Origin of the sequence: Haloarcula salina (genome assembly GCF_049603855.1) — an archaeon.
GTDB lineage: Archaea > Halobacteriota > Halobacteria > Halobacteriales > Haloarculaceae > Haloarcula > Haloarcula salina_A.
On record NZ_CP187148.1, the window covers coordinates 278,470 to 303,722 of the forward strand.

The following is a 25,253-nucleotide window of genomic DNA, read 5'->3' on the forward strand; positions in this document are numbered from 1 at the left end:
CCCGGTCTGCCGTTCCGGGCCCATGTCCATTCATGCCGACATTCCACGTCGTGTCAATAGCCTATACGATTAGGCCTGTGGTACTTCCCCGAGAGAAGACAGTGAACAGTCATGCGCACCGACCACGACGCGGCGACTCTCACGCTCCTCGACGTCGGTTCGGGGGTCCTCGCGTCCGAGTCGCTCCGCGACTATCTGTCGGCTGTCGATGTCTCTGTCCAGCACTTCACTGTCGGGAGCGCCGCCGAGGCGAGACAGACTGCGACAGCGGCCAACCCCAGCGTCGTCGTCTCGCAGTACGACCTCGCCGACGGCGACGGGATCTCGGTGCTGTCGCACTGCCGCGAGGCGAACCCTGACGCGCTGACGATCCTCGTCTCGGCGGCTACCGACCCCGACCTCGTCGAACGCGCGTACGACGCCGGCGTCGACAGGTTCGTTCAGGACACCGGGCCGGAGAAGTACCGTGTCGTCGAACACCACCTGCGAGAACGGTTCGGAAGCGGGTCGCGAGACGCCGAGACGCCCCACACCACCCGACACATGGAGGCGCTCGCGTCTGCGACGCCGGACGCTATCGTCTCGATCGACGAGTCGAGCGTCGTCCGATACGCGAACCCCGCGGTCGCCGACGTATTCGGGTACGACCCCGACGAACTCGTCGGCGAACCGCTGACGATGCTGATGCCGGACGACCTCGCCGCCAGCCACCACCACGGAATCCAGCGGTACCTCCGAACGGGCGAGCGGACGCTCGACTGGGACACGATCGAGTTAGCGGGACAACACGCGGACGGCCACAAGATCCCGCTGAGCATCTCGTTCGCTGAGTTCACCATCGGAACGGAGCGGTACTTCACCGGGATCATCCGGGACGTCTCCGAGCGCAAGCGACTGGAAGCCGAGCGGTCGCTGTACCGCGAGACGACCCAGCGCATCCTCCAGGCGGACTCGTTCGAGGAGGGACTCGAAATGGCTCTCGACGCCGTCGGCTCGGCGATGGACTGGCAGTACGGCGAGGCGTGGGTACGGACGGACAACGAGCACTTCGAGCGCGTCTCGGAGGCGTACACCTCGTCGGCCGATGCGGCGTCGTTCCAGGACGCCACCTCACCGGTCGCCTTCACGCGGGACGGCGGGCTAGTGAGTCGGGTCTGGGACTCGGGATCAGCGGAGTGGATCACCGACGTGACCGACGAGGCGGTGGACTTCGAACGCGAGTCCGAAGCAGCCTCGGCGGGACTGCGTGCGGCGCTCGCCGTCCCCATCGTCACCGACGGGACGGTCGTCGCCGTCATGGTGTTCCTCCTGGACGAGTCACGCGAGCCGAACGAACCGATGCTGGAGGCGACACAGGCCATCGCGGCGGACCTCGGTCGCCTGATGCAGCGGCTGCGGGCCGAGACCGCCCTCCGCGAGGAGCGGGTCCTCAAGGATCGAATCCTCGAGACCAGTCCGGTCGGCATCGCCATCATCGACGAGGACGGGACGTTCCGGTACATCAACGACCGGGCGACCGAGATCCTGAACATCGACGAGTACGACGGCCCGCTCACGGAGGGGGATCTCTCGATCGATCCGCTCACCTTCGACGGGGACCCGATCAGCGACGAGCGCCGGCCGTACCGGCGTGTCGTCGAAGACGGCGAGACGCTGTCCGGCCAGGCCAGCGTCGAGGTCGACGGCGAGACGCGCTGGCTCACTGTCCACGGGACGCCGATGCGGGGCGAGAACGGCGAGGTCTCCTCGGGTGTCTTTTCGCTTCAGGACACCACCGCACGAAAGCGGCGCGAACGAGAGCTCCAGCGGTACGAGGCCGTCGTAGAGACCGTGAGCGACGGCGTGTACGTGCTCGACGAGGAGGAGCGGTTCGTGCTGGTCAACGACGCCTACACCGACCTCCTCGGCTACGACCGCGACGACCTGCTCGGACGGCCCGCGAGCGACGTCATCGACCCCGACGTCACCGACACGGCACGGGACCTCCAGGACGAAATTCGGACCACGGGAACCGAGCAGGCGACGATCGAGACGACCCTGGAGACCGCCGACGGGGGGACCGTCCCCATCGAGGCCCGCATCTCGCTGTTCGAACTGGTGGAGGGTGGACACGGGCGGGTCGGCGTCGTTCGGGACATCACCGAGCGCAAGCGGCGCGAGGAACGACTGGCGACGCTCAACGAGATCGGACAGGCGCTGACGGGCGCGGAAACCGAGAGCGAAGTCGCGGACATCGTCGTCGGCGGGGCACGAGAGACACTCGGATTACCACTGGTGACGCTGGAGTACTACGACGAGGCGGCCGGACAGTTGACTCGCGGCGCGGCGACCGCCCCTCTCGAAACCCTCGTCGGGACCGACCCGCTCTTTGCCTCCGAGTGGAGCGTCCCGTGGCAAGTATTCGCGGAGAGCGAGGGGCGCGTCATCAGCGACCTCTCGGCCGAGACGTCCCTCGGCCCCGACGAGACGCCCCTCGAGAGCGCGGTGATCCTCGACGTCGGGAGCCACGGCGTCTTCATCGCCGGCTCGACCGAAGCCGACGCGTTCACCGAGACGGACGTGATGGTCGCCCGGATCTTGGTGGCGAACGCGACCGCCGCACTCGACCGGGTGGACCGCGAGCAGTCGCTCCGGGAGAAAAACGAACGGCTGGCCGACCACAACGAGTCGCTCGAACGGCTCAGCCGCCTCAATCGAGTCATCCGCAGTCTCACCCAGGAACTGACGCAGGCGTCGACGCGCGAGGAGATCGAGACCGCCGTCTGCTCGGAACTGATCGACTCGGAGCCGTACGTCTTCGCCTGGATCGGCGAGCAGCGGGCCGGGAGCGACGAGGTCGTCCCGCGCGCGAGCGCCGGCAGAGAGGAGGGATATCTGGACGCCGTCACCGTCACGACCGGCGACGAGCGGACCGGCAACGGGCCGACGGGGACCGCCTTCCGGTCCCGGGAGCCAATCGTCCAGAACTCGCTCCAGACTGATCCGCCGTTCGAACCGTGGCGGACCCAGGCGCTCCGGCGCGGCTACCGGGCGAGCATCGCCGTCCCGCTGGCGTACCGCGACACCGTCTACGGGACGCTCAACCTCTATTCGGACGAAGCGGGCGTGTTCGACGAGATGGAGGTCGCGGTGCTCGGGGAACTCGGCGAGATGGTCGGCTACGCTATCAACGCCATCGAGCGCAAGAAGGCGCTGGTCAGCGACGGCGCGGTCGAACTCTCCTTTCGGCTCGACGACGAGTCGATTCCGGCCCTGGAGTTCGCGAGCCGGACCGACAGCACGTTCGAGTTCGAGGAGCTCGTCGAACACGGCGACGGCACACTGCGGGTCTTCTTCACTGTCTCCGACGCGGAGCCCGAGCAGGTCTACGACTTCGCCGAACGGATCCCATCCATCGAACAGGTGAGTCTGCTGACGGAGACCGACGACGGCGGCCGGTACGAAGCGCTCGTCGCTGAGGGCGGGTTCCTCTCCCAACTCCTCTCCTACGGCGTCCATCCGACGGCGGTCTCGGCCGGTTCGGACGGCGGGACGGTGACGGTGGAGATTCCACAGAGCGGAGACGTGCAGTCGTTCATCCGAATGTTCACCGACCAGTACGAGAGCGCCGAACTCGTCTCCCGGACGGAGTACGACCGTCCCGTCCAGACCTCGGCCGAGTTCGAGGCGCACTACCGAGACCGCCTGACCGAGCGCCAACTGGAGGTCCTCAAGACGGCCTACTTCAGCGGCTTCTTCGAGTGGCCCCGCGAGACGAGCGGCAAGGAACTGGCCGAGCTTCTGGACATCTCACAGCCGACCGTCAGCCGCCACATCAGGACGGGCGAACAGAAGCTGTTCTCGCAGGTGTTCGACGAGTGACTCGCCCCGGGCTAGGAATATAGCCCCTCGACCACACACGGGGTATGTCCTTAGTGAGGACGCGTATGGGGCTGAAGCCTGTACGGTGTCGTAATGGCGTACGACCGATTCGATGAGATGGCCGGTACCGATGGCGGCTCCGATTCACTGCTCGTCTCGATCACGGACCAGCTCGCGACAGCACGCGGCGTCGACCCGCTCGATCTCCCGCCGCTCAACGAGTACGTGGACGTCGAAGCGCTCACGACGCTCGTCGACAGCACGTCCGACGGGCGGGGGCACAGCCGAGTGACGTTCCGGGTCGAGCAGTACGAGGTCCGCGTCGCTGGTGACGGAACGGCGGAGGTGCGGCCGGTCGAAGGCATCTGTGAACGCGCTCCGGTCGTCGGCGAGGACTGACCGATGTCGGCTTCGCTCCGACCGGCAGGCGGTCGTCGCTGGGGCAGTGCTGTGATGACACCGCGGCACCCGCCCCGAACGCTGTCGACCTTCGCATCGGGGGGCCGACGATGAGCACCGAGAACGACGCAGACGACGGGATCACGGAACTCCCAGACCGGTTCCGGTGGATCGAGTACACGGGCGACCTCGGGCCGGTCTCGATCATCCAGGACACCGAGAACCACCAGGCGTGGCTCCAGTCGGACTCCGTCGTCGACGTGCGTCCCTGATCGGTGCGCAGTCGCACCGTCGTGCATGCCAAAAAACACCGTCATAGAGTATAGCCATTTAGTATAGCTATATTAGATGGTCGCAGTCCGTACGACTACCTGCCGAGCGTCTGCCACACAGAACGCGTACGGAATCCGCCGAGATGCGCGCCAGTCGTCACGGGCTTCGAGGACTCTGCGAACGGGTACGAGCAGAACGGGCCACTCGTCGACTCACGCGGACGGTTCTGGGCGCTCGTGATCGGCTGACGGACCGGAATCGTCGAGCACCAGTCGCCGGTCTCGAACCAATCGGACGACGTCCGCGGGGTCGAGGATTTCCGTGTCGGGTTCGCCAGCCTCGGGGTCGGTGTCGGGGGCGTAGCGCCGGACCTGGAGCGCGTCGAGGGCGTTTCGGTTGTCGGTGACGGGTTCGAGGACCCGAATCCGCTCGTCTGTCTCGGTGTCCCGGTAGGTGGTGCCGCTGTCGAGGCCGACGACCGGGCGGTCGGCGGGCCAGTCCCAGGAGAACTCGCGGCGGTACTGGTCGAACTGCCAGACGAGGTGGTCGACGTCCGCCGCGTTCTCGGTGGTCACGTCGGCCTCGCGGAGCGTGCGATCCCAGTAGTCGAGGACGCACTGTTTGAGGTCTGGCTGGAGGTGGTCGTCGACGAGTTTCTGTTCGATGGGGTAGCCGATTTCGATGGCCACGACGGCGTGACTGTCGAGGTGAGTGAGACAGCGCTGGCACTCGGTTTCGAAGACCGAAAGCCCTAGCGGCGTGTCGACGGTCAGGTGCGCGAGCTCGTTGCCGCAGTTGGGACACCACAGGAACACGACTCCGTTGTCCGGGTCCCGCAACTCAGCCAGGACGGTCAGGTCCTCGAAGGGTGTGTCCGGCGCGGTGGTTTCGTCCGCGGCGTCCGCAGTCTGGTCGGCTCCCGGTTCGGCAGGCTCGTCGACGTACTGGGCGAGCTTGCGGTCTTTCAGGAGGGACTTGATGACCGAGTCGTGCGAGGAGTGCGACTCGGCGTCCCGGATCCGCTCGATCTGTTCTTTCGTCCAGTCACGCACGCGAATAGTTGCCATTTGCCATGTCTTTCTATCACGTGATAATAGTTGTTCCCCTGTCATCCGCTCGCCGACAGGCGGGGCTGGCGCGATGCGGTGCGTGCGACACGCGAGTCGCCGAATCAGTGGGTCTCTGTCGTTATCCGCCGCTGGATCTCTGCGTGCGAGACGCGTATCTGACCGGCTGCCAGCCGGTGAGTCACGAGGTCGAGGAGGTCGAGTTCCGCGAGGAGTCGGCGGGCGTGTCCCTGACTCAGATCGAGTCGACGGGTGACCTCGTGAATCGAGTCGGACTGATTGACGGTCGTCGCGAGCTCGGCGACGGTCAGATCCTGCGGGACGCCGAGGCCGTCGGCGACCAGGTTGTCGTCGCTGTCTTCGCCGTCCTCCGCGAGCAGGGCAGCGACAGAGCGCTCGCCGAGATCGCCGCTCCCGTCGCCGTTCGACTCAGTCTTCGATGCCTCTGTCGCGTCCGCCTGTGGTTCGGAGCCGTTCGACTCCGGTTCCGAAAGGTCGAGACCAGCCGTCGGGGCCGCGTTCTCGGACGGGTCGTGGATGTCGTACTCGACCATGTACCGGCGGACGGTCTCGGAGGTCACGTCGGCGCCGAGTGCCTCTGTCATCTCCGGGAACGTGTCGCAGGCCTCGTACGCGGCCCGGAGCGCTTCGGGGTCCTTGTACGCGGGGACCGTGCTCGACTCTCCGACAGACTGTGCCAGCCTGTCGGCCGACTCGCTGCCATCGTCCGGCGGAGATTCGAGCGTCGCGTCGGCGGGAACCGTTACGGTCACATCGAGTTCGAGGCGCCGGTCTCGCACGTCGACACCTTCGGCCTCGATCGAGACCTCCTCGTCCAGGCATGCGTCCCCCAACACCGGCGTGGCAACGGTCAAGTCCGCCGTGATCTCGTCGTCTCCTGGGGTCGTCTGTTCGCGGACCGAGACGGCTTCGACCTCAGTGGCGGACGACTCGACGCGCTGGAGTACCGCTGTTAGCGTTTCAAAGGCGTCACTAACGACCATGTCGTTTATGATAGATCATGATACTATTGCGTTGCGGAATGAGAGAAAATTGCCACAATATCCGCTCGTGGCGGCGTGTACGTACTGTTTACAACCGATCGGGACGGGCCAGTTGGATATACACCCTAAGCCCGTGAATATTGTGCGCCCGGTTCAGAGTCGGTCCCACAGGTCCGCGCTCGCCGCCCCGACGGCGTCGAGGTCGGAGTCGTCGACGCCGGTGACGCCAGTCTGCGGGTCGTACACCACGTCGCCGTCGACGATGGTCCGCGTCACGTCGGCGCGACTCGCCGCGCTGACGACGTAGTACGGCGCGCTCCCGTCGAGGACCGGGTTCGGACCGAGGTCCAGCGTGACGAAGTCGCCGCGCTTGCCGACCTCGACGCTGCCGACCGCGTCGTCCATGCCGAGGACTTCGGCGCTACCGATCGTCGCCCACTCCAGGGCGTTGGCCATGTCGAAGCCGCTCGGGTTGTTCTGCTTCAGTTTGTGGATGCCGACGGCAGAGCGCATCGTCTCGAACATGTCGGGGTCCCAGCCGTCGTCGCCGATGCCGATGGTCAGACCGTTGGCTTCCATCGTCTCCACGTCGGCGATGCCGACGGCGTTGTTGATATTCGAGTAGGGGTTGTGCGCGACGTTCACGTCGTGGTCTGCGAGAATCTCGATCTCGGTCTCCGTCGAGTGGACGCAGTGGGCGGCGATGACCTCGGCGTCGAAAAAGCCCATCTCCGCCAGCGCGGGGACCGGTCGTTTCCCGTACTCGGCGATGGACTCGTGGACGTCGACTAGGCCCTCTTCGAGGTGAATCTGGATCGGGCGGTCGTCGTCGGTCGCCCGGTCGACGCACGCCTCGACGACGGCTTCCGTGTTGGTGAACAGCGTGTGCAGGCAGTAGTGACCCGAGATCCTGTCGTAGTCGCCCTCGCCCTCGCGGACGAACTGGCGGTTCTCCTCGATGCCGGCCATCGCCTCGTCCTCGGAGTTGCGGGCCGTCGTCTCGAACGTTATCATCCCGCGAATCGGCGTCTGGGCGACGCCCTCGGCGACGGCGTCGAGACCGCCGGGCAGCGTGTTCGGCCCGGAGTAGTTGTCACAGAACGTCGTGACGCCGCTCTCGAGCATCTCGGCCGACGAGCCGAGCGCCGAGAGTCGGGCGTCACGCTCCGTGAACGCCTCGTCCACGTTCCACCAGATGTCGACCAGCGCCTCGTAGAAGCTCTCGGGCGCGGCGTCGAGGGGCGCGCCGCGGATCGGGAGCGCGTACATGTGGGTGTGGCAGTTCACCAGGCCGGGGATGACGACCTCGTCGCGGGCGTCGACCGCGTCCTCGCCCGACGCGTAGCCGTCCTCGATGGCGACGATCTCGCCGTCCTCGACGACGACGTGGACCTCCGAGCGGACCTCGCGCTCGTCGTTCATGGTGACGAGCGTGCCTGCGTTCAGTATCACAGGTCCGAGGATACCGCCACGGGACTAAAAGCTATCCGCGGCACGCGGTCGCTCCGCCCGGCGTGGCGCGCCAACACCGATGTGTCTCCGATGTGTGACTGCGCACACACCAACTGTTTTCTCGCTGCGCGCCCCCGGTTCGGGCATGACTGACCTCCTCGTCGAGCGGGCGCGGGTGGTGACGCCGACGGGCGTCGAGCGCGGGGCGATCGCGATTTCGGACGGGAGCATCGACGCCGTCGGTCCGGACGCCGCGGCCGCCGCCGGATCGGCCGACACCGTCGTTGACGCCGACGGGATGGTGGCGCTCCCGGGCGCGCTCGACGTGCACACGCACATGCACGACGACGACCTGTTCCCCGACGGCATCGACTTCGCCTCACAGACGGCCAGCGCCGTCGCCGGCGGCGTGACGACCGTCGTCGAACTGCCGACGCAGACGCCGGTCACGACGCCAGCGGCGCTCCGAGAGAAGGCCGAGGAGTGCGCGGACCTGGCACACGTCGACTTCGGCCTCGTCGCGGGCAACGTCCAGGACCCTGACCTCGACGTCGACGGGCTCATGGAAGCGGGGACGCCGGATTTCAAGACCTTCACCGCCGACCCATATCTCGCGAGCGACGAGGCCATCGCTCGGCTGATGCGCCGGGTGGGCGAGGCGGGCGGGACGGTCCGCGTCCACTGCGAGACGCAGGGCCTGCTCGACGACGCGCGCTCGACCATCGACGGCGACGACCCCGAGGTGTACATGGACTCTCGGCCGCTGGAGGCCGAACTCGACGGTATCTCCCGGGCGGGCTACTTCGCCGAGTACGCCGACTGCCCGCTCCACGTCGTCCACATCTCCAGCGGGAGTGGGGCGCGAGAGGGCGCGCGATTCGCCTCTCGTGCGACCGTCCCCGTCACGCTGGAGACGTGCCCGCAGTACCTCGCGTTCTCGAAGGCGGACGTGGCCGAGAAGGGCCCGTTCCTGAAGGTCAATCCGAGCCTGAAATCGGCCGAGGAGGTCGACCGACTCTGGGACGCGGTGCGTGACGGGACCATCGACGTCGTCGGCACCGACCACTTCCCCACCTACCGCGAGAACCGCGAGCGGGGGTGGGACGACATCTGGGAGCCCTACGCCGGCCTTCCCGGCGTCGAGACGATGGTGGAGTTCCTCGCAAGCGAGGGCGTCGGCGAGGGCCGGCTCTCCTGGCCGCGCCTGCACGAACTGGTCTGTGCCGGGCCGGCCCGGTCGGCCGGCGTCTACCCGCGGAAGGGGTCGCTCCGGGTCGGGACCGACGCCGACGTGATGCTCCTCCGTGTGGGCGAGTACGAAGTGACTGCCGACGATCTCGAGTTCTGCGGCGGGTGGACGCCCTACGAAGGCGAGCGCTGGAGCGCCCGCGTCGACACGGTGATCGCGGGCGGCGAGGTCGTCGCCGAGGACCACGAGGTCCGGTCGGAGCCCGGGCGGGGGACGTTCCTGGACCGGCCGCTGTGAACGCGACACGGGCGGCCCCGAGTCACACGCGGCCGTGTGGGGCGTGTGTCGCGTGTGTCGCAAGTCACACATCGGGCGGCTCGGCGGGTGTAGCGTCCGACACGCGGGCCGACGGTGCCCACTCGACGGAGCCACCGACGGGCGAGGCGGCACTGTTTTTTACCCGGTTGTCGTGGGAGTCACCATGGGAATGCAGCAAGTCACGACGCTAGAGTGTACGCTGTGCGGGGCGGAGTACGACCCCGCCCAGGTCATCTACACCTGTCCGGAACACGACGGCGTCAAGGGCATCCTCGAAGTGAAATACGACTACGACGCCATCGACGACGCCTTCGACGGCGACCTCGGCGGGCCGATAGCGAGCCAGTGGAAGTACGAGGCGTTCCTCCCGGTCGCCGAGGACGCCGACGTGGTGACGCTCAACGAGGGCGGGACGGACCTCTTCGACGCGCCGAATCTCAGCGACGCGCTCGGGGTCACGACGCTCGTCAAGGACGACGGCCGCAACCCCACGGGCTGTTTCAAGGACCGCGCCAGCTCAATCGCGGTCACGAAGGCAAAGCACGCCGGCCGCGACATCATCACCTGCGCCTCCACGGGCAACGCGGCCGCCTCGCTGTCGGGCTACGCCGCCCGCGGCGGGATGGACTGTCGCATCTTCGTCCCCGGCGACGCCCCGACCGGAAAGCTCGCTCAGCCGCTCGTCTACGGCGCGGACGTGCTCGCCGTCAACGGGAGTTACGACGAGGCCTACGACCTCAGCGTCGAGGTGACCGAGAAGTACGGCTGGTACAACCGCAACGCCGCGATCAACCCCTTCCAGGTCGAGGGCAAGCGGACCGTCGGCCACGAACTCGCCGACCAGTCGATCGACCGCGGGCACGTCCCCGACTGGGTCGTCTTCTCGATGGGCGACGGCTGTACCATCGCCGGGGCTTGGAAGGGCTTCAGGGAGTTCTACGACATGGGCTACGTCGACGACCACCCGAAGATGCTGGGCGTCCAGGCCGAGGGCGCGTCGGCCATCCACGACGCCTTCCACGAGCACGACAACGTGGACGACATCGCCGACACCGTGGCCGACTCCATCGCCGTCGGCCGGCCGCGCAACACCGTCAAGGCCTGCCGCGCGCTCGAACAGAGCGGCGGGACGAGCGTGCTGGTCTCCGACGACGAGATTCTTGCGGCCGAGAAGCTGCTCGGAAGCACCGAAGGTATCTACTCCGAACCCGCGGGCGCGACGCCCGTCGCCGGCGTCCGGACGGCCCTCGACCGCGGCATCGTCGCCGAGGACGAGACGGTCGTCGTCGCCTCGACCGGGTTCGGGCTGAAGGACACGGAGAGCGCCGAGAAAGCCACGGGCGGCGTCGACCGCATCGACCCCGACATCGAGGAGGTCGAGCACCTCTACGGCACGGCCGAGGAAGCCGCGGCGGACGACTGAGACGGACAGCAGTCCGATAAAAACAGCTCGTGCGCCTCGCCTCAGACTACAGGTAGCCGTCGGCGAACTCGTCGATCATCAGTTCGCGGTCGTCGCCGAGTGGGTAGAGGATGGGGCACTGACAGCCGTTCTGTGCGTACTCGCGGACCTTCTCGCGGCACTGCTCGGGCGTCCCGCTCGCCGTGAGCTTGTGGACCACCTCGTCCGGGATGAGGTGCATCCCCTTCTCGATGTCCTCGTGGTCGGCCGGCCAGCCGCCGATGGTCTCGCCCACCTCGTCGATGAGGTCCTGGCTGACGCCGCTGGCCTTCATGATGTGCGGTTGCTGGCCGAGGTACTGGGTGATGAGTTCGCGGGCGTTGTCCAGGGCCTTCTCCTCGTCGTGGTCCATCGAGCAGACGACCAGCTGCGGGCGGTCGATGTCTTCCAGCGTGCGGTCGGCGCGCTCCGCGCCGGTCTCCAGCGCGTCGAGGGCCTTCTGGTTGTACTCGGGGCTGACGAGGTAGTTCAGGAGTGCGCCGTCGGCGAAGTGGCCGGTGAGTTCGAGCATCTTGAAGCCGGTGCCGCCGACGTAGACGGGCACGGTTCGGGGACCGGCGTCGCCGTGGACCACGTCGAGTTCCACGTCGCGCATCTGGACGAACTCGCCGTCGTAGGTGACGTTCTCCATGTCGAGTAGGTCCTGGGTCACCTCGACGCACTCGCGCATCGCCCGGAGTGCGCCGCTGCGGTCGATGCCGACCTTCTCCGCCAGCGGGTCCCACCACGCACCGACGCCGCACATGATGCGGTCCGGGCCGGCCAGTTCCTCCAGCGTGCTCATCGACTGGGCGATCAGCGCCGTGTTGCGCGTCCAGTTGTTGATGACGCCCGTTCCGAGTTTGATGTCGTCGGTGACGGCGGCGTACGCGCCCAGCGGTGAGACGGCGTCCCGAGCGAGTCGAGACTCGGCCTGCCAGATCTCGTCGATCCCCTGCTCCTCGGCGTACTGGACCAGTTCGACGTTCGCTTCGAGGGAGTGCTTGTCCTGTAAGTAGATCCCGACACGGTCGCCTCTATCGAAGACCTGTCTGTCGCTCATGAGACATGCGAGGTTGAGAGAATGCGGATAAATAGATTTGGGTGACGTGGACGTGACACACGGTCTGTGTGGCGTGTGTGGCGGCGGTTCGGGGCGGGTGTCGTCCGGGGTGAGTGGTCGCCGCGGGGCTGAAGCCGCGCCGTCAGTCCGTCTCGCGGCTGTAGGACTGCAACAGCGCGGACGGGACCGCGAGCCGGTCGCTCTTGGTCCGGATGACTGCGTAGGCCAGGACGACGATGGTCGCCAGGTACGGGTACGTCCCCATGATCTGTGGCGTCATGAGGAACTCGACGATGGGGTTGATCAGCGAGGCCAGCGGCGCGTCGGGCCCGAGCGTCAGCGAGAGCGACTGCGAGCGCAACTGGAGCGCGTCGAGCAGGCCAAAGAGGTACGCGCCGACGAGCATCCGGCGGGGCCGCCACTGCGCGAAGATGACGAGCGCGACGGCGATCCAGCCCCGGCCCGCGGTCATGCCGGGGACCCAGAGCTGTGAGAACGCGAGCGAGAGGTGCGCCCCCGCAGCGCCCGCGAAACCGCCGCCGATGAGCACTGCGAGGTAGCGCAGTCGGAACACGGAGACGCCCATCGTGTCCGCCATCTCGGGGTCCTCGCCGACCGAGATCAGCTCAAGCCCGAGGTTCGAGTGGTACAGGAAGTACCAGACGACGACGACGAGGAGCAGGGCGAGGTAGTCAGTGGCGGTGCTGCGGAAGAACGCCTCGCCGATGACCGGGATGTCGACGAGCACCGGGATCGCGATCTGCGGGAAGCCGCTGATTGACTCCTCGACCCATGCCGACCCGAAGAAGGTCGTGATGCCGGTGCCAAGCAGCGTCAGCATGACGCCGCTGATGACCTGGTTCGACTTCAGCGTGATACAGAGGAAGGCGTGTATCAGCGCGAGCACCATCCCGAGGACGATGCCGGCGGCGAAGCCCAGCCAGTAGCTCCCGGTGACGACGGTGACGATGAACCCGCCGAGCGCGCCGACGAGCATCATCCCCTCGACGCCGAGGTTGAGCACGCCAGCCCGCTCGCTGATGAGTTCGCCCAGGCCGGCGAGCAGGAGGACCGTCGCCGCCTGGACGGTCGCGTCGAGCAGGCCGGCGAGGAAGCTGACCATCAGTCGTCACCTCCCTGTGGCTCGACCGCTGCCCCGCTTGGCCCGCGGTCGAAGTCGAGGCTGACCCGGTAGTTCTTGAAGAACTCCGCGGTGATCAGAAAGAGGATGACGAGCGCCTGGATGATCTCGACGAGCGCCGCGGGCACGCCGAAGGCCACCTCCATGCTCGACCCGCCGACGAACAGCACGGCGAAGAACAGGCCGGCGAGCAACACCTTCAGCGCACTGTTGCGACCGAGCAGGGCGATCGGGATGGCGGTGAAGCCGTACCCCGGCTCGAACGCGGCGCGGTAGCGCCCCTGCGCGCCGGCGATCTCGCTGATGCCGCCCATGGCGGCGAACGCGCCGCCGACCACGAACACCAGCAGGTACACCTTGTACCGGCTCATGCCGGCCTGCTGTGCGGCCTCGTGGTTCGACCCGACGAACGTGATCTCGAAGCCCAGGCGCGTCCTGGTCATCATGACGTAGGTCACGACGACCATCGCGACAGCGACCAGCAGGCCCGCGTGGACGCCCGAATACAGCTCCGGGATCGTCGCCGCGTCGGAGAATCGCGCCGACTGCGGGAAGTTCCCGGTCCCGCCCTGCATCGGCCCGCGGAGCAGGTAGCTCTGGATTTCGAGCGCGACGAACGTCAGCAGGAGTGACGTGATAATCTCGTTGACGTCCCACTTCGCCCTGAGCCACGCCGGAATCCCGGCCCAGACGGCCCCGGCGACCGCCGCGGCGGCGAACATCAGCGGGACGAGCGCGAGGCCCGGCAGGGAGACGTTGAGCCCGACCCACGTCCCGGCGAGCGCGCCCGCGATGAGCTGGCCCTCCGCGCCGATGTTGAACAGCCCGGCCTTCAGCGGGAGGTAGACCGCCAGTCCCGTGAGGATCAGCGGGACGGCTTTGACGAGCGTCTCGGTGAGACCGAACTCGGTCGTGAGCGTCTCGACGAACATCGTCGCGTAGGCCGCCAGCGGGTTCACGTCGAGCAACTGGAGGGCGACGGCGCTCACCGCGAGCGCGGCAAGGACGGTGAAGACGGGCGTGCCGTAGGCCAGCCAGGCGGGGACGTCCTCACGGGCGTTCACGTCGATGGCGACGTTCATCAGCTCTCACTCTCCTGGGTGACCTCGGCGTGGGTCGCCGTCGGGTCCGACGCCGACTCGCCGCCGCTGCCCCCGGTCATCTCGAGGCCGATTCGCTCGCGGTCGGCCTCGGCCGGCGTGGTCTCGTAGACGAACTCGCCCTCGTAGACGACGAGAATGCGGTCGCTCAAGTCGAATATCTCGTCTAAGTCCTCCGAGAGGAGGATGATGCCGGTCCCCTCCTTGCGCTGTTCGAGCAGCGTCTCCCTGATGAACTCGATGGCACCCACGTCGACGCCCCTGGTGGGCTGGTTCGCCACCAGCAGGTCGGGGTTGCGGTGGATCTCACGGGCCAGGATCAGCTTCTGGAGATTCCCGCCGGAGAGGTCGCCGGCGGCCGTCTCTGTCACGTCCCTGACGCCGCGCACGTCGAACTCCTCGACCAGCGTCTCGGCGTAGTCTTCGAGCTTCCCGTAGTCGAGAAAGCCCCGGTCGCCGAAGGTCGCGTCGCCGAAGTCTTTCATCGTGGCGTTGTGCATCACCGAGAGGTCTTTGGCACAGCCGTAGCGCAGGCGGTCTTCGGGGACGAACGAGACGCCGTTTTCGACGAACCGCTTCGGTTTCGCGCCCGTGATGTCCGTGCCGCCGCCGACCAGTTCGCCCGCTGTCGGATCGCGGATGCCGGCCATCACCTCTGCGAGTTCCTTCTGGCCGTTGCCGCTGACGCCCGCGATGCCGACGACCTCGCCCTGGCGGACGGTCAGGTCGACGCCGGAGAGGGCCTCGATGCCGCGGTCGTCCTCGGCGCTGACGCCGCGAGCGCGCAACACCGGTTCCCCCAGGTCGACGGTCTCCCTGTCGATCTCGAACAGCACCTCGCGGCCGACCATCATCTCCGCGAGGTCGGCGCGACTGACCGAGGACACCTCGGCCGTTCCGACGTTCTTCCCCTCTCGCAGGACCGTCACCCGGTCGACGACCGCGTCGACCTCCTTGAGCTTGTGTGTGATGAAGATGATCGACAGGCCCTCGTCGGTCAGCCGTTCGAGCGACTCGAAGAGCCGCTCGGCCTCGGTCGGCGTGAGCACGGCCGTCGGCTCGTCGAGGATGAGCAGGTCCACGTCGCGATACAGCGCCTTGAGGATCTCGACGCGCTGTTGCTGGCCCACGTCCAGTTCCCAGATCTTCGCGCTCACGTCGATGTCGAACCCGTAGCGGTCGGCCAGTTCCTGGATCCGCTGTTCGGGCACGTCGAGTCCGAGCGAGAAGGTGCCGGCCAGCGACTGGACGATGCCGTTGTTCCGAATCGACGCCGGGAGCCAACTGTCCTCGCCGGCGTCGTCACGGAACACCGTCGCCGGTTCGCGCTCGCCGAGGACGACGTTCTCGGCGACCGTCAGGCGTGGAATCAACATGAAGTGCTGGTGAACCATCCCGATGCCAGCGTCGATGGCGTCCTGCGGGGAGTCGAGGTCCAGGCGCTCCCCCTGAAAGTAGATGTCCCCGGCGTCCTGGGAGTAGAGTCCGTAGAGAATCTTCATGAGCGTGCTCTTCCCCGCCCCGTTCTCCCCGAGCAGGCCGTGGATCTCGCCACGCTCGACCGAGAGGTCGACGTGGTCGTTCGCCACGACCCCGGGGAACTCTTTCAGGATCCCCTCCATCCTGAGAGTGGTGTGTTCCGACATGCGCTGTGTTCTTGACCGGGTATCCATAATGTACGGGTATAACTGTTTCCACTGACCAGGTTCTGGACCGCTGTGGCGTGTTTGTCACGTTGCCGCTTCGAACCCGCTCTCCGACGCCGACGCCGGCGAACCGACCCTTCGCCGGACGATCCGGCTGGACAAATCCGACAGATTCGCCCCACATTTCACTCAGGCGTCGGTTCTTCCCGCCCGGTCGACAGACGGCGGGGCGATACCTGCGCGAACACCATCTTTTAAGTCTCCCTTCCCGGAATATCTCGTCGGTTAGCTAATGGTTGACAAGACACATGCACGGACGAGACGAGCGGTACTGCGCGGACTCGGGGCGACGGGAATCGCGGCGCTCGCCGGGTGTAGCGGTGGCGACGGCGGAGACGGCGGTGCCACAGACGCCGACGGCGGTGACGGCGGGAGCACCGACACCGAGAGCGGCGGCGGAACCACGACGGGTGGCGACGGCGGAGGCGGTATGGACTCGGTCAAAGCCGCGTGGGTGTACAACTCCGAGGTCGGCGACCTCGGCTGGTCCTGGGCGCACAACGAGGGTCGCAAGGCCGTCGCAGAGCAGTTCGACTGGCTGGAGACGGAGTACACGGAGGCGGTCGCACCGGGAGACTCCGAACGCGTCTTCGAGCAGTACGCCCAGGGCGACGCCGACATCATCTTCGGGTGTACGTTCGGCTATCAGGACCCGATGCTCAACGTGGCCGAGCAGTACACCGACACCTACTTCGAGCACAACACCGGCTATCGCACCCGCGAGAACATGGGGCGGTACATGGGCCGCATCTACCAGGCCCGGTATCTGGCCGGCCAGGCCGCCGGCATGGTGACCGAGACGGATCTGCTTGGCTACGTGGCGGCGTTCCCCATCCCGGAGGTCGTCCGGGGCATCAACGCCTTCACGCTCGGCGCGGCCTCGGTCAACAGCGAGGTGACGACGAAGGTCCGGTGGACGAACTCCTGGTTCGACCCGCCGACCGAGAGCGAGGCGGCGAAGGCGCTCTTAGACGAGAACGTCGACGTGATGGCCCAGCACCAGGACTCGCCGGCCGCTCTGCGCGCGGCAGCCAACGCCGGTGTCTGGGCGACCGGCTACGACGCGCCGATGGGCGACATCGCCGGCGAGAACTACCTCACCTCGCCGATCTGGCACTGGGAGGAGTTCTACGGGCCGACGATCCAGTCCGTCAGGGACGGTAGCTGGGAGGCCGACGCCTACTGGGAGGGCCTCGACGCCGGCATCTGTAGCCTAGACGACTGGGGGCCGGAGGTCCCACAGAACGTCATCGATTCCGTCGCCGAGTCCCGGTCGGGCATCGTCGACGGCGACCTGGACGTGTGGGCCGACTCGCAGTTCTCGGGCGAGAGCGACGAGTTCCTCTTCCAGGAGATGGGAAGCTACGTCGAGAACGTCGAGGGCGAAGTGCCGAACTGAGACGGCCATCCAGTCGAATTCGTCTGTTCGTTCAGTAATCTTCGACAGCTCTCCGACTACTATTACAAACAGGCGAATTTTGTCGAATATCTGGCGCATTTGTCTGCTATTTGTTCCAGATGTGGCGGCATCAATAAGACATTCTTAAGTGAGCGGTTACGCAATAGTCATCCAGTCCACTATGGATTCCAAACGCACGGTTTCGAGACGCGAGATGCTGGCCGGCCTGGGGGCGACGGGGGTCGCCGCGTTCGCCGGCTGTAGCGGCGGCGACGGCGACAGCGGGAGCACCGATTCCGGCGGCTCCGACGGGACCGCTTCAGACGGCTCCGGTGGGACCGCGACGAGCGGCGACGGCGGGTCCGGCATGGACTCGGTCAAGGCCGCGTGGGTGTACATCTCCGAAATCGGCGACCTCGGGTGGTCCTGGGCGCACAACGAGGGCCGCAAGGCCGTCGACGAGAAGTACGACTGGCTGGAGACGGAGTACACGGAGGCGGTCGCACCGGGAGACTCCGAACGCGTCTTCGAGCAGTACGCCCAGGGTGAGACGGACGTCATCTTCGGGACGACGTTCGGGTATCAGGACCCGATGTTCAACGTCGCCGAGCAGTATCCTGACACCTACTTCGAGCACGCGACTGGCTACCGAACCCGCGAGAACATGGGGCGGTACATGGGCCGCATCTACGAGCCGCGCTACCTCGCGGGCCAGGCCGCCGGCATGGTAACCGAGAACAACACCATCGGATACGTGGCGGCGTTCCCCATCCCGGAGGTCGTCCGGTCGATCAACGCGATGGTCCTCGGTGCGCGCTCGGTCAACCCCGAGGCGACGTTCAAGATCCGCTGGGTCAACGCCTGGTTCGACCCGCCGACCTCCCGGCAGGCGGCGAACTCCCTCATCGACGAGGGCTGTGACGTCATCGCACAGGAGCAAGACTCCCCCGCCGCGGTCAAGGCCGCGGCCGACGCGGGCGTCTGGGCGTCGGGCTACAACGCCCCGATGGGCGAGTTCGGCGGCGAGAACTACCTCATCTCTCCGGTGTGGAACTGGGAGGAGTTCTACGACCCGGCCGTCTCGGCGGTCCACGACGGCTCCTGGGAGTCCGACGCCTTCTGGGGCGGCATGGAGACGAACCTCCCCGCGCTCGACGAGTGGGGACCGAACGTGCCCCAGGACGTCAAGGACACGGTCGCCGAGACCGAACAGCAGATCCTCGACGACGAGCTGAACGTGTGGTCCGGCTCGAAGTTCGAGGGCGAGAGCGACGAGTTCCTGTTCCAGCAGATGAGCAGTTTCGTCGAGGGCGTCGACGGCGAAGTGCCGGAGTAAGCGAGCCACGCGGGTCGCGGTGTTTTTTCGAGCGGGTCGACGGCCAGCAGAGAGCGGCGTGAGCGGCCGTCACAGCGCAAGCGATGCCACGATCACGCGCGGCGACCCGCTCACTCGGCGGCGCGGTCCAGCGCGGGCCGGGTCGGCCCGCCCCACTCCTCGTGCGAGCGCAGGACGCTCCCGTTTCGCGCCCCCGTCGGGTCGCCATCCGCGACGGCCACGTCGCCGCCGACGAGGACGTACTCGATGCCGTCGGTGAACTGGAACGGGTCCTCGTAGGTGGCGTTCGCCGAGACCGACCCGAGGTCGAAGGCGACGAGGTCGGCGACGTAGCCCTCGCGGACGTAGCCGCGGTCTTCGAGGCCGAGGATGTCGGCCGGGTGGCCGGCGGCCTTGTAGGCCAGCAGTTCCGGCGAGAGCACGTCGCGCTCGCGGACGTAGCGTTCGAGGATGCGGCCGAACGTCCCGATGGCGCGGGGGTGGGGCTTGCCACCGAAGATGCCGTCGGTGCAGAAGGTCCCGCGGTCGTCGGCGAGGAAGCGCTGGATGTCCTCCTCGGACATGATGAAGTCGGCCATCGTCACGTCGAGGTCCTCCTCGACGAGCAGTTCGCACATCGCGTCGACCGGTTCCCGGCCCATCTCCTCGGCGACGGTCGCGATCGTCTCGCCCTGATACCGGCCGCTGCCGGTCCGCGTGATGAGGATGTTCTCCCACGTGCCCGCAGCGCGAGCGAGGTTCTCCCAGTCGCCGTCCCCGTCGATGTCCGCGGCGATGCGCTCCCGAACCGCCGCCGAGTGCAGACGATGACGGATGTCCTCGGACTCGCCCTGTCTGGCCCACGGCGGCAGGAGCGCGGTGAGCATCGTCGACCCCGCCGTGTAGGGGTACTGGTCGAACGTGACCCGCTGGCCGCGCTCGACGGCCTCGTCGAACAGGTCGACCACGGCCTCGGACCGCCCCCAGTTCTGCTTGCCGCCGACCTTGAGGTGCGAGACGTGGGCGTGACAGCCGCCCCGGCGGCAGATGTCGAGGTAGCGCCGGATGGACTCGACCACGCGGTCTGTCTCGTTCCAGACGTGCGAGACCATGAACGAGTCGCGCTCTGCGAGCACGTCGGCGAGCGCCTCCAGTTCGTCGTCGCGGGCGTAGGAACTGGGCGGGTAGATCATCCCCTTGGACATGCCGAACGCGCCCTCGTCGAGGGCGACACCGAGTTCTCGGCGGAGCGCCTCCAGTTCTCCCGGAGCCGTCTCGTCGTCGCCCGTCTCCTGTTCGAGGTGCGGGGCGTCCACCGGCCCGGCGGCGACGACGTGCTCGTCGCCGAGCGGGCGGTCTTCGAACCCGGCGAGCTGAGACCGGATGTTGCCGTGGGGCGCGTAGTACGCGCAGTTGACGGCCGGCTCGGCGGCTTCGAGTTCGTCGAGGTAGCCCGCGACGGTGTGCCAGGGCCAGCGCCCCTCCATCTCGCCGTCGAGGGACTTGACTCGCTCCTCCCACTCGGCCGTGAGGTCCGCCGGTATCGGCGCGACGCTCACTCCGTCCTGGCCGAGGACCTCCGTCGTGATGCCCTGGGTCAGTTTCTCCGCCGCTTGGGGGTGTTCGAACAGCCGCAGTTCCGAGTGCGCGTGCATGTCGATGAACCCCGGTGCGAGGAACGTCCCGTCGAGGTCGATCACTCGCTCGGCGTCGAGCGGTTCGTCGCTGATCTCGTCGATGCGTCCGTCCGCGACGCGGACGCTCCCGGCGAACGCGGCCGCGCCGGTCCCGTCCAGGATTTGCGCGTCTCGGAAGGCGAGGGACGTGCTACTCGCTGTCGTCATACCCCCATCCTTGCGGAATAGTCGTTTGGTTCTTTCGGTGATTTGCGCCTGTGTCGCGGCCGCAAATGGGACACGGGACGGTCGTCGAGGGCGGCGAAATCTTCAAGACCGCGCCACGGAACAGCTACCCAATGGCACACATCGACAGCGAGCGGTTCAGCCGTCGGTTCGAGGCGTTCAGCGAGATCGGCGGGACGGAGAACGGGGGCGTCAATCGGCCCAGCCTCTCGGACGCCAACCGGGAGGCTCGCGACACGCTCGTCGAGTGGTTCCGCGAGGCGGGTCTCGACGTTCGCATCGACGAGATGGGCAACATCTTCGGCCGTAGGGAGGGGGAAGCCGACGACGCGGACCCGGTCCTGTTCGGCTCGCACATCGACAGCCAGTACAACGGCGGGAAGTACGACGGCGTCGTGGGCGTCCTCGGCGCGCTCGAAGTGGTCGAGGCGCTCAACGACGCCGGCGAGACGACGAGACGCCCGCTGGTCGTCGTCGCCTGGAGCAACGAGGAGGGCGTGCGCTTCCAGCCGGACATGCTCGGCAGCGGGGTCTACTGCGACGTGTTCGATATCGACTACGCTTACGCGCGCGAGGACAAGGACGGAAAGCGGTTCGGCGAGGAACTGGAGCGCATCGGCTACAGGGGGGACGTTCCCTGCGAGGCCGACGACCTCCACTGCTACTTCGAGTTACACGTCGAGCAGGGCCCGTTCCTCGAACAGCAGGGCCTCCCCGTCGCCGCCGTCGAGGGCGTCTTCGGCTTCGCCTGGCTGAACGTCACCTTCGAGGGACAGGCCAACCACGCCGGGCCGACGCCGATGGACATGCGCCACGACGCCTTCGTCGCCACGGCGGACGTGACGCGGGCCGTCAGGCGCATCACCGCGACGGAGGGCACGGACCTCGTCGGCACGGTCGGCAGCGTCGACGTGTGGCCCAACGCCATCAACGTCATCCCCGAGCGGGTGGAGTTCACCCTCGACTTCCGCTCGTACGACGACGCGGCGGTCGACGCGGCCGTCGAGCAGATCGAGCGAGAGATCGCCCACGCCGCCGAGCGCGAGGGCCTCGACTACGAGGTCGAGCAGATCATGCGCGTCGACGCGGACCCGTTCGACCAGGACTGCATCGACACGGTCGTCGACGCCGCCGAGACGGTCGGCTGCGAGTACACGCGGCTGGTCAGCGGCGCGGGCCACGACGCGAACTACCTCAACAAGATCACGCCCACGAGCATGATCTTCGTCCCGAGCGTCGACGGCATCAGCCACCGCGAGAGCGAGTTCACCGAGTGGGAGGACGTCGTCACCGGGACCGAAGTCCTCCTCGAAGCGGTCCGGACGAAGGCCGCAGAGTGAGTGTGTGGCACGTGTCGCACATGTGGCACACGACACACGTCTGCTGTCTCACGGGGAGGACACGAGGTCCGGCCCGCCATGGACGCCCGGCCCACCACTCGCCGCGAGTCGACCCGCCTGTGGACCATAACTATATGGGCCGGTGTCACCCAGCATAGAGACGACAGATATCGTACCAGTCGAAACGACGGACGCTGCTCGCACGCAGTCGTGCGATCGGGCGTCCAGTGCCTTTCACTGGCTACGATAGGTGTGCCGACGGCGCACCGGAGGGATCTCCGTGGACATCGAACTCACGATAAACGGCGAGACGGCGACAGTGGAAGCCGGGACCGAGCAGGACCTGGCGACGGTACTGAGACAGCACGGCCACATCGACGTGAAGTGCGGCTGCGACGGCGGCACCTGCGGCGCGTCGAAGGTGTTCGTCGACGGCGAGATCCGCATGGCCTGTGGCATGGCCGCGAGCGAGGCCGAGGGCAGCGACGTTCGGACGGTCGCGTCGCTTGGCACGCAGGACGACTTGCACCCGGTCCAGCAGGCCTTCGTTGACAACTTCGCCGTCCAGTGTGGCTTCTGCATCCCGGGGATGATCGTCCAGGCGACGGCGCTGCTTTCCGAGAACCCGGATCCGACCGAGCAGGAGGTCCGCGAGGCGCTGGACGACAACGTCTGTCGCTGCACCGGTTACCAGAAGCCCGTCGAGGCGGTGCTCGACGCCGCAGACCGGATGCGCGAGGCGGGTGTCGCCGCCGACGGCGGCCGGCCGGTCGGTGGCGGACGGGCGGACGACACGGCGGCCGGGAAGGCAGCCGACGCGGGCGGCTGCTGTGGAGGTGACTGCGATGAGTGACGACGCCGACCCACGGGAAGACGCCGACGCGGCCGAGACCGATGGCGGGACGGCCTCACAGTCGGACCCCGCGGAAGACCTCGCCGAACTGGAGCAGTACCCCTTCGAGTGGGACGAGCCGGCGAACAACGACCTCTCGCCAGGGGAGCGCGACAGCGTCTCCCAGCGCGCGGAGAAGTACGACGACCGAAAGCTCGTCACCGGGCAGGCGAAGTACACCGCCGACTACGAGGAGCGGTATCCGGACCTCGCCTACGCTGCCGTCGTCCGCAGCGAGATACCCCACGGCCGTGTCACCGACATCGACACGAGCGCGGCCGAGGCGATGGACGGCGTCGCGGCCGTCCTCACGCCGGACTCCGACGCCGTCCCCGACGCGCTGTACACCAGCGCCGGGCAGTCCTACCCCGAGCCGAGCCCCTGGGACATGCGCGTCCTGAACGAGCACGTCCGCTACGTCGGCGACCCGGTCGCGGCCGTCGCCGCCGAGGACGCCGAGACGGCCAGGGCCGCCGCGGACGCCGTCGACGTGCGCTACGAGGAGTACGACCACGTCACCGACCCCGAGGCGGCCTTCGACGCGGACGCGCCGCAGCTGTTCGGCGCGGGCGAGGTGGACAACGAGATCGTCGGCCACGACTACGACCGCAACCGCATGGCGAGCATCGAGGGCGAACTCGGCGACCCCGAGAGCGCCTTCGACGGCGACGACGTGCACGTCCACGAGACGGAGTGGGAGACCATCCGGCAGTCCCACGCCAACGTCGAGAAGCACACGTCGCTGGCCTACCGCAACGAGGACGACCGCCACGTCCTCGTGACCAGCACGCAGGTCCCGAACCACACGCGCCGCCAGCTGGCACACCTGTTCGACATCCCCATCCGGGACATCCGGGTGAAGAAACCGCGCGTCGGCGGCGGGTTCGGCGGCAAGCAAGCGATGGTCGTCGAACCGATCCCGCTCGCGCTCTCGCTCGCCACCGACCGCCCGGTACTGTACGAGGCGACGCGCGAGGAGGAGTTCTACGCGATGCGCTCGCGCCACCCGATGAAAGTCAAAGCGAAGACCGCCGTCACCGACGACGGCGACATCGAGGCCATCGACATCTACGCGCTGTCGAACACCGGCGCGTACGGGAGCCACGGAATGACAGTCGCGGGTAACGTCGGGAGCAAGCCCCTGCCGCTGTACTCGAAGGTCCCGAACGTCCACTTCGAGGCCGACATCGTCCACACGAACACGCCACAGACCGGCGCGATGCGTGGCTACGGCGCACCGCAGGGAACGCTCGCGCTGGAGGGTCACCTCGACGAGGTGGCCCGCGACCTCGATCTGGACCCCGTCGAGTTCCGCCAGCGCCACTACATGGAGGTCGGCGACTTAGACGAGATCGCCGGTATGATGGGCGGCGAGGGCGCGAAGCGGCGCATCCGCTCTTGCGGCCTCGACGAGTGCATCGAGCGCGGCAAGGAGGCCATCGGCTGGGACGACATCGAGCAGCCCGACGAAGACCACCTGCACCGCGGCGTCGGCATGGCGCTATCCGCCCAGGGGACCGGCGTCGCCGGCGACGAACTCGGGGCCGCCCAGCTCATGATGAACGAGGACGGAAGTTTCCACCTGCAGGTCGGCGGCGTCGACATCGGCACCGGCGCTGACACCGCCTTCCTCCAGATCGCCGCGGAGGTGCTGGGCTGTGACGAGGACCAGATCGTCGTCCGTTCCTCGGACACGGACGTGACGCCCTTCGACTACGGTGCGTACGCCTCCTCGACGACCTACATCAGCGGCATGGCGGTCAAGAAGGCCGCAGAGGACGTCAAGGAGCGCATTCTGGAGTGGGGGTCGAAGCTGCTGGACGAGCCTGTTTCGGACCTCGACACCGGCGACGGCGCGGTGTACAGCGAGGCGACCGGTGACTCCGTCACGCTCGAAGACATCGGCTACGAGGCGGCCTACGGCGACGAGGAGCGCGAGCACATCCTCGGGAAGGGGACCCACTGCACCGAGGAGAGCCCGCCGCCCTTCGCCGCCCAGTTCGTGGACGTGACGGTGAACGAGGAGACCGGCGAGTTCGACGTGCACAAGCTCGCGGTCGCCGTCGACTGCGGCGTCGCCATCAACCCCGGCATGGCCGAGGGCCAGGTCGAGGGCGCGAACCACATGAGCTACGAGCTGGCCGTCAGCGAGGGCATCACGCTCGACGAGCAGGGCCGTGCCGAAGTCTCGGACTTCGACGAGTACCACCTCCCGTCGGCCACCGAGACGCCACCCATCGAGTCCATCCTGGTCGAGACCCACGAACCGACCGGGCCCTTCGGGGCGAAGTCCGTCGCCGAGGTGCCGACGAACACGGTCCCGCCGGCGCTGTCCAACGCGGTCCGCGACGCCGTCGGGGTCCGAATCCGGGAGATGCCGATCACCGCGGAGAAAATCCGGGCGAAGCTGGACGAGCGCGAGGGCTGAGAC

18 protein-coding genes are annotated in these 25,253 nt (G+C 67.4%); 10 read left to right on the plus strand and 8 right to left on the minus strand.

Features of this window, described 5'->3' with window-relative positions; all coding sequences use genetic code 11:
* Positions 1-111 precede the first annotated feature (111 nt).
* From ACOZ4I_RS18645 to ACOZ4I_RS18655, 3 genes are all read left to right on the plus strand, one after another.
* Positions 112-3,861, plus strand: a complete 3,750-nt coding sequence (locus ACOZ4I_RS18645; RefSeq protein ID WP_424004921.1) for a PAS domain S-box protein — start codon at positions 112-114, stop codon at positions 3,859-3,861.
* A 93-nt stretch (positions 3,862-3,954) separates the two neighbouring features.
* A complete protein-coding gene (locus ACOZ4I_RS18650) occupies positions 3,955-4,260 on the plus strand; it encodes a HalOD1 output domain-containing protein (protein WP_424004922.1) in 306 nt (101 codons plus the stop codon).
* Between the two features lie 110 nt (positions 4,261-4,370).
* Positions 4,371-4,532: a hypothetical protein gene (locus tag ACOZ4I_RS18655; protein WP_424004923.1), complete on the plus strand. Its 162-nt coding sequence runs from the start codon at positions 4,371-4,373 to the stop codon at positions 4,530-4,532.
* A 213-nt stretch (positions 4,533-4,745) separates the two neighbouring features.
* Here ACOZ4I_RS18655 and ACOZ4I_RS18660 read toward each other — a convergent pair whose 3' ends face one another.
* From ACOZ4I_RS18660 to ACOZ4I_RS18670, 3 genes are all read right to left on the minus strand, one after another.
* Positions 4,746-5,600, minus strand: a complete 855-nt coding sequence (locus tag ACOZ4I_RS18660) for a hypothetical protein (protein WP_424004924.1) — start codon at positions 5,598-5,600, stop codon at positions 4,746-4,748.
* Positions 5,601-5,704: 104 nt separating this feature from the next.
* Complete coding sequence (locus ACOZ4I_RS18665; protein ID WP_424004925.1) at positions 5,705-6,604, minus strand: hypothetical protein; 900 nt, start codon at positions 6,602-6,604, stop codon at positions 5,705-5,707.
* Positions 6,605-6,757: 153 nt separating this feature from the next.
* Positions 6,758-8,056 carry an amidohydrolase family protein gene (locus ACOZ4I_RS18670; RefSeq protein ID WP_424004926.1) on the minus strand — a complete coding sequence of 433 codons (1,299 nt, stop codon included), beginning with the start codon at positions 8,054-8,056 and terminating at the stop codon, positions 6,758-6,760.
* A gap of 145 nt (positions 8,057-8,201) precedes the next feature.
* On the opposite strand from ACOZ4I_RS18670, the gene ACOZ4I_RS18675 reads away from it, so the two are divergent.
* Both ACOZ4I_RS18675 and thrC read left to right on the plus strand, forming a co-directional pair.
* Positions 8,202-9,542 (plus strand): dihydroorotase, encoded by a 1,341-nt coding sequence (locus tag ACOZ4I_RS18675; protein ID WP_424004927.1) that lies wholly within the window; start codon positions 8,202-8,204, stop codon positions 9,540-9,542.
* 184 nt (positions 9,543-9,726) lie between these two features.
* Positions 9,727-10,986: a threonine synthase gene (gene thrC / locus ACOZ4I_RS18680; RefSeq protein ID WP_424004928.1), complete on the plus strand. Its 1,260-nt coding sequence runs from the start codon at positions 9,727-9,729 to the stop codon at positions 10,984-10,986.
* A 46-nt stretch (positions 10,987-11,032) separates the two neighbouring features.
* On the opposite strand, the gene ACOZ4I_RS18685 is transcribed toward thrC, so the two are convergent.
* The 4 genes from ACOZ4I_RS18685 to ACOZ4I_RS18700 form a co-directional block, all read right to left on the minus strand.
* On the minus strand, positions 11,033-12,067 hold the full coding sequence (locus ACOZ4I_RS18685) for an LLM class flavin-dependent oxidoreductase (protein WP_424004929.1): 1,035 nt from the start codon (positions 12,065-12,067) through the stop codon (positions 11,033-11,035).
* 142 nt (positions 12,068-12,209) lie between these two features.
* A complete protein-coding gene (locus ACOZ4I_RS18690) occupies positions 12,210-13,190 on the minus strand; it encodes an ABC transporter permease (RefSeq protein WP_424004930.1) in 981 nt (326 codons plus the stop codon).
* Positions 13,190-14,290, minus strand: a complete 1,101-nt coding sequence (locus ACOZ4I_RS18695; RefSeq protein WP_424004931.1) for an ABC transporter permease — start codon at positions 14,288-14,290, stop codon at positions 13,190-13,192. The genes ACOZ4I_RS18690 and ACOZ4I_RS18695 overlap by 1 nt, the downstream gene beginning before the upstream one ends.
* Positions 14,290-15,954, minus strand: a complete 1,665-nt coding sequence (locus ACOZ4I_RS18700) for an ABC transporter ATP-binding protein (protein WP_424004932.1) — start codon at positions 15,952-15,954, stop codon at positions 14,290-14,292. Before ACOZ4I_RS18700 ends, ACOZ4I_RS18695 begins: the two co-directional genes overlap by 1 nt.
* 292 nt (positions 15,955-16,246) lie before the next feature.
* Here ACOZ4I_RS18700 and ACOZ4I_RS18705 point away from each other — a divergent pair, with 292 nt between their 5' ends.
* Complete coding sequence (locus tag ACOZ4I_RS18705; protein WP_424004933.1) at positions 16,247-17,413, plus strand: BMP family ABC transporter substrate-binding protein; 1,167 nt, start codon at positions 16,247-16,249, stop codon at positions 17,411-17,413.
* Positions 17,414-17,594: 181 nt separating this feature from the next.
* Positions 17,595-18,749, plus strand: a complete 1,155-nt coding sequence (locus ACOZ4I_RS18710; RefSeq protein WP_424004934.1) for a BMP family ABC transporter substrate-binding protein — start codon at positions 17,595-17,597, stop codon at positions 18,747-18,749.
* A gap of 110 nt (positions 18,750-18,859) precedes the next feature.
* On the opposite strand, the gene ACOZ4I_RS18715 is transcribed toward ACOZ4I_RS18710, so the two are convergent.
* Positions 18,860-20,572, minus strand: a complete 1,713-nt coding sequence (locus tag ACOZ4I_RS18715) for an N-acyl-D-amino-acid deacylase family protein (RefSeq protein WP_424004935.1) — start codon at positions 20,570-20,572, stop codon at positions 18,860-18,862.
* Between the two features lie 131 nt (positions 20,573-20,703).
* Between ACOZ4I_RS18715 and ACOZ4I_RS18720 the strand changes: the two genes are divergently transcribed.
* From ACOZ4I_RS18720 to ACOZ4I_RS18730, 3 genes are all read left to right on the plus strand, one after another.
* Positions 20,704-21,930 (plus strand): Zn-dependent hydrolase, encoded by a 1,227-nt coding sequence (locus tag ACOZ4I_RS18720; RefSeq protein ID WP_424004936.1) that lies wholly within the window; start codon positions 20,704-20,706, stop codon positions 21,928-21,930.
* A gap of 280 nt (positions 21,931-22,210) precedes the next feature.
* Positions 22,211-22,783 carry a (2Fe-2S)-binding protein gene (locus ACOZ4I_RS18725; protein ID WP_424004937.1) on the plus strand — a complete coding sequence of 191 codons (573 nt, stop codon included), beginning with the start codon at positions 22,211-22,213 and terminating at the stop codon, positions 22,781-22,783.
* Positions 22,776-25,250 carry a xanthine dehydrogenase family protein molybdopterin-binding subunit gene (locus tag ACOZ4I_RS18730; RefSeq protein ID WP_424004938.1) on the plus strand — a complete coding sequence of 825 codons (2,475 nt, stop codon included), beginning with the start codon at positions 22,776-22,778 and terminating at the stop codon, positions 25,248-25,250. Before ACOZ4I_RS18725 ends, ACOZ4I_RS18730 begins: the two co-directional genes overlap by 8 nt.
* Positions 25,251-25,253: the final 3 nt, after the last annotated feature.

Bases quoted from the DNA above. Each gene is read 5' to 3' on its own strand.
- ACOZ4I_RS18645 (WP_424004921.1), top strand. From the start codon at position 112: ATGCGCACCGACCACGACGCGGCGACTCTCACGCTCCTCGACGTCGGT.
- ACOZ4I_RS18650 (WP_424004922.1), top strand. From the start codon at position 3,955: ATGGCGTACGACCGATTCGATGAGATGGCCGGTACCGATGGCGGCTCC.
- ACOZ4I_RS18655 (WP_424004923.1), top strand. From the start codon at position 4,371: ATGAGCACCGAGAACGACGCAGACGACGGGATCACGGAACTCCCAGAC.
- ACOZ4I_RS18660 (WP_424004924.1), bottom strand. From the start codon at position 5,600: ATGGCAACTATTCGCGTGCGTGACTGGACGAAAGAACAGATCGAGCGG.
- ACOZ4I_RS18665 (WP_424004925.1), bottom strand. From the start codon at position 6,604: ATGGTCGTTAGTGACGCCTTTGAAACGCTAACAGCGGTACTCCAGCGC.
- ACOZ4I_RS18675 (WP_424004927.1), top strand. From the start codon at position 8,202: ATGACTGACCTCCTCGTCGAGCGGGCGCGGGTGGTGACGCCGACGGGC.
- thrC (WP_424004928.1), top strand. From the start codon at position 9,727: ATGGGAATGCAGCAAGTCACGACGCTAGAGTGTACGCTGTGCGGGGCG.
- ACOZ4I_RS18685 (WP_424004929.1), bottom strand. From the start codon at position 12,067: ATGAGCGACAGACAGGTCTTCGATAGAGGCGACCGTGTCGGGATCTAC.
- ACOZ4I_RS18690 (WP_424004930.1), bottom strand. From the start codon at position 13,190: ATGGTCAGCTTCCTCGCCGGCCTGCTCGACGCGACCGTCCAGGCGGCG.
- ACOZ4I_RS18695 (WP_424004931.1), bottom strand. From the start codon at position 14,290: ATGAACGTCGCCATCGACGTGAACGCCCGTGAGGACGTCCCCGCCTGG.
- ACOZ4I_RS18700 (WP_424004932.1), bottom strand. From the start codon at position 15,954: ATGTCGGAACACACCACTCTCAGGATGGAGGGGATCCTGAAAGAGTTC.
- ACOZ4I_RS18705 (WP_424004933.1), top strand. From the start codon at position 16,247: ATGGTTGACAAGACACATGCACGGACGAGACGAGCGGTACTGCGCGGA.
- ACOZ4I_RS18710 (WP_424004934.1), top strand. From the start codon at position 17,595: ATGGATTCCAAACGCACGGTTTCGAGACGCGAGATGCTGGCCGGCCTG.
- ACOZ4I_RS18715 (WP_424004935.1), bottom strand. From the start codon at position 20,572: ATGACGACAGCGAGTAGCACGTCCCTCGCCTTCCGAGACGCGCAAATC.
- ACOZ4I_RS18720 (WP_424004936.1), top strand. From the start codon at position 20,704: ATGGCACACATCGACAGCGAGCGGTTCAGCCGTCGGTTCGAGGCGTTC.
- ACOZ4I_RS18730 (WP_424004938.1), top strand. From the start codon at position 22,776: ATGAGTGACGACGCCGACCCACGGGAAGACGCCGACGCGGCCGAGACC.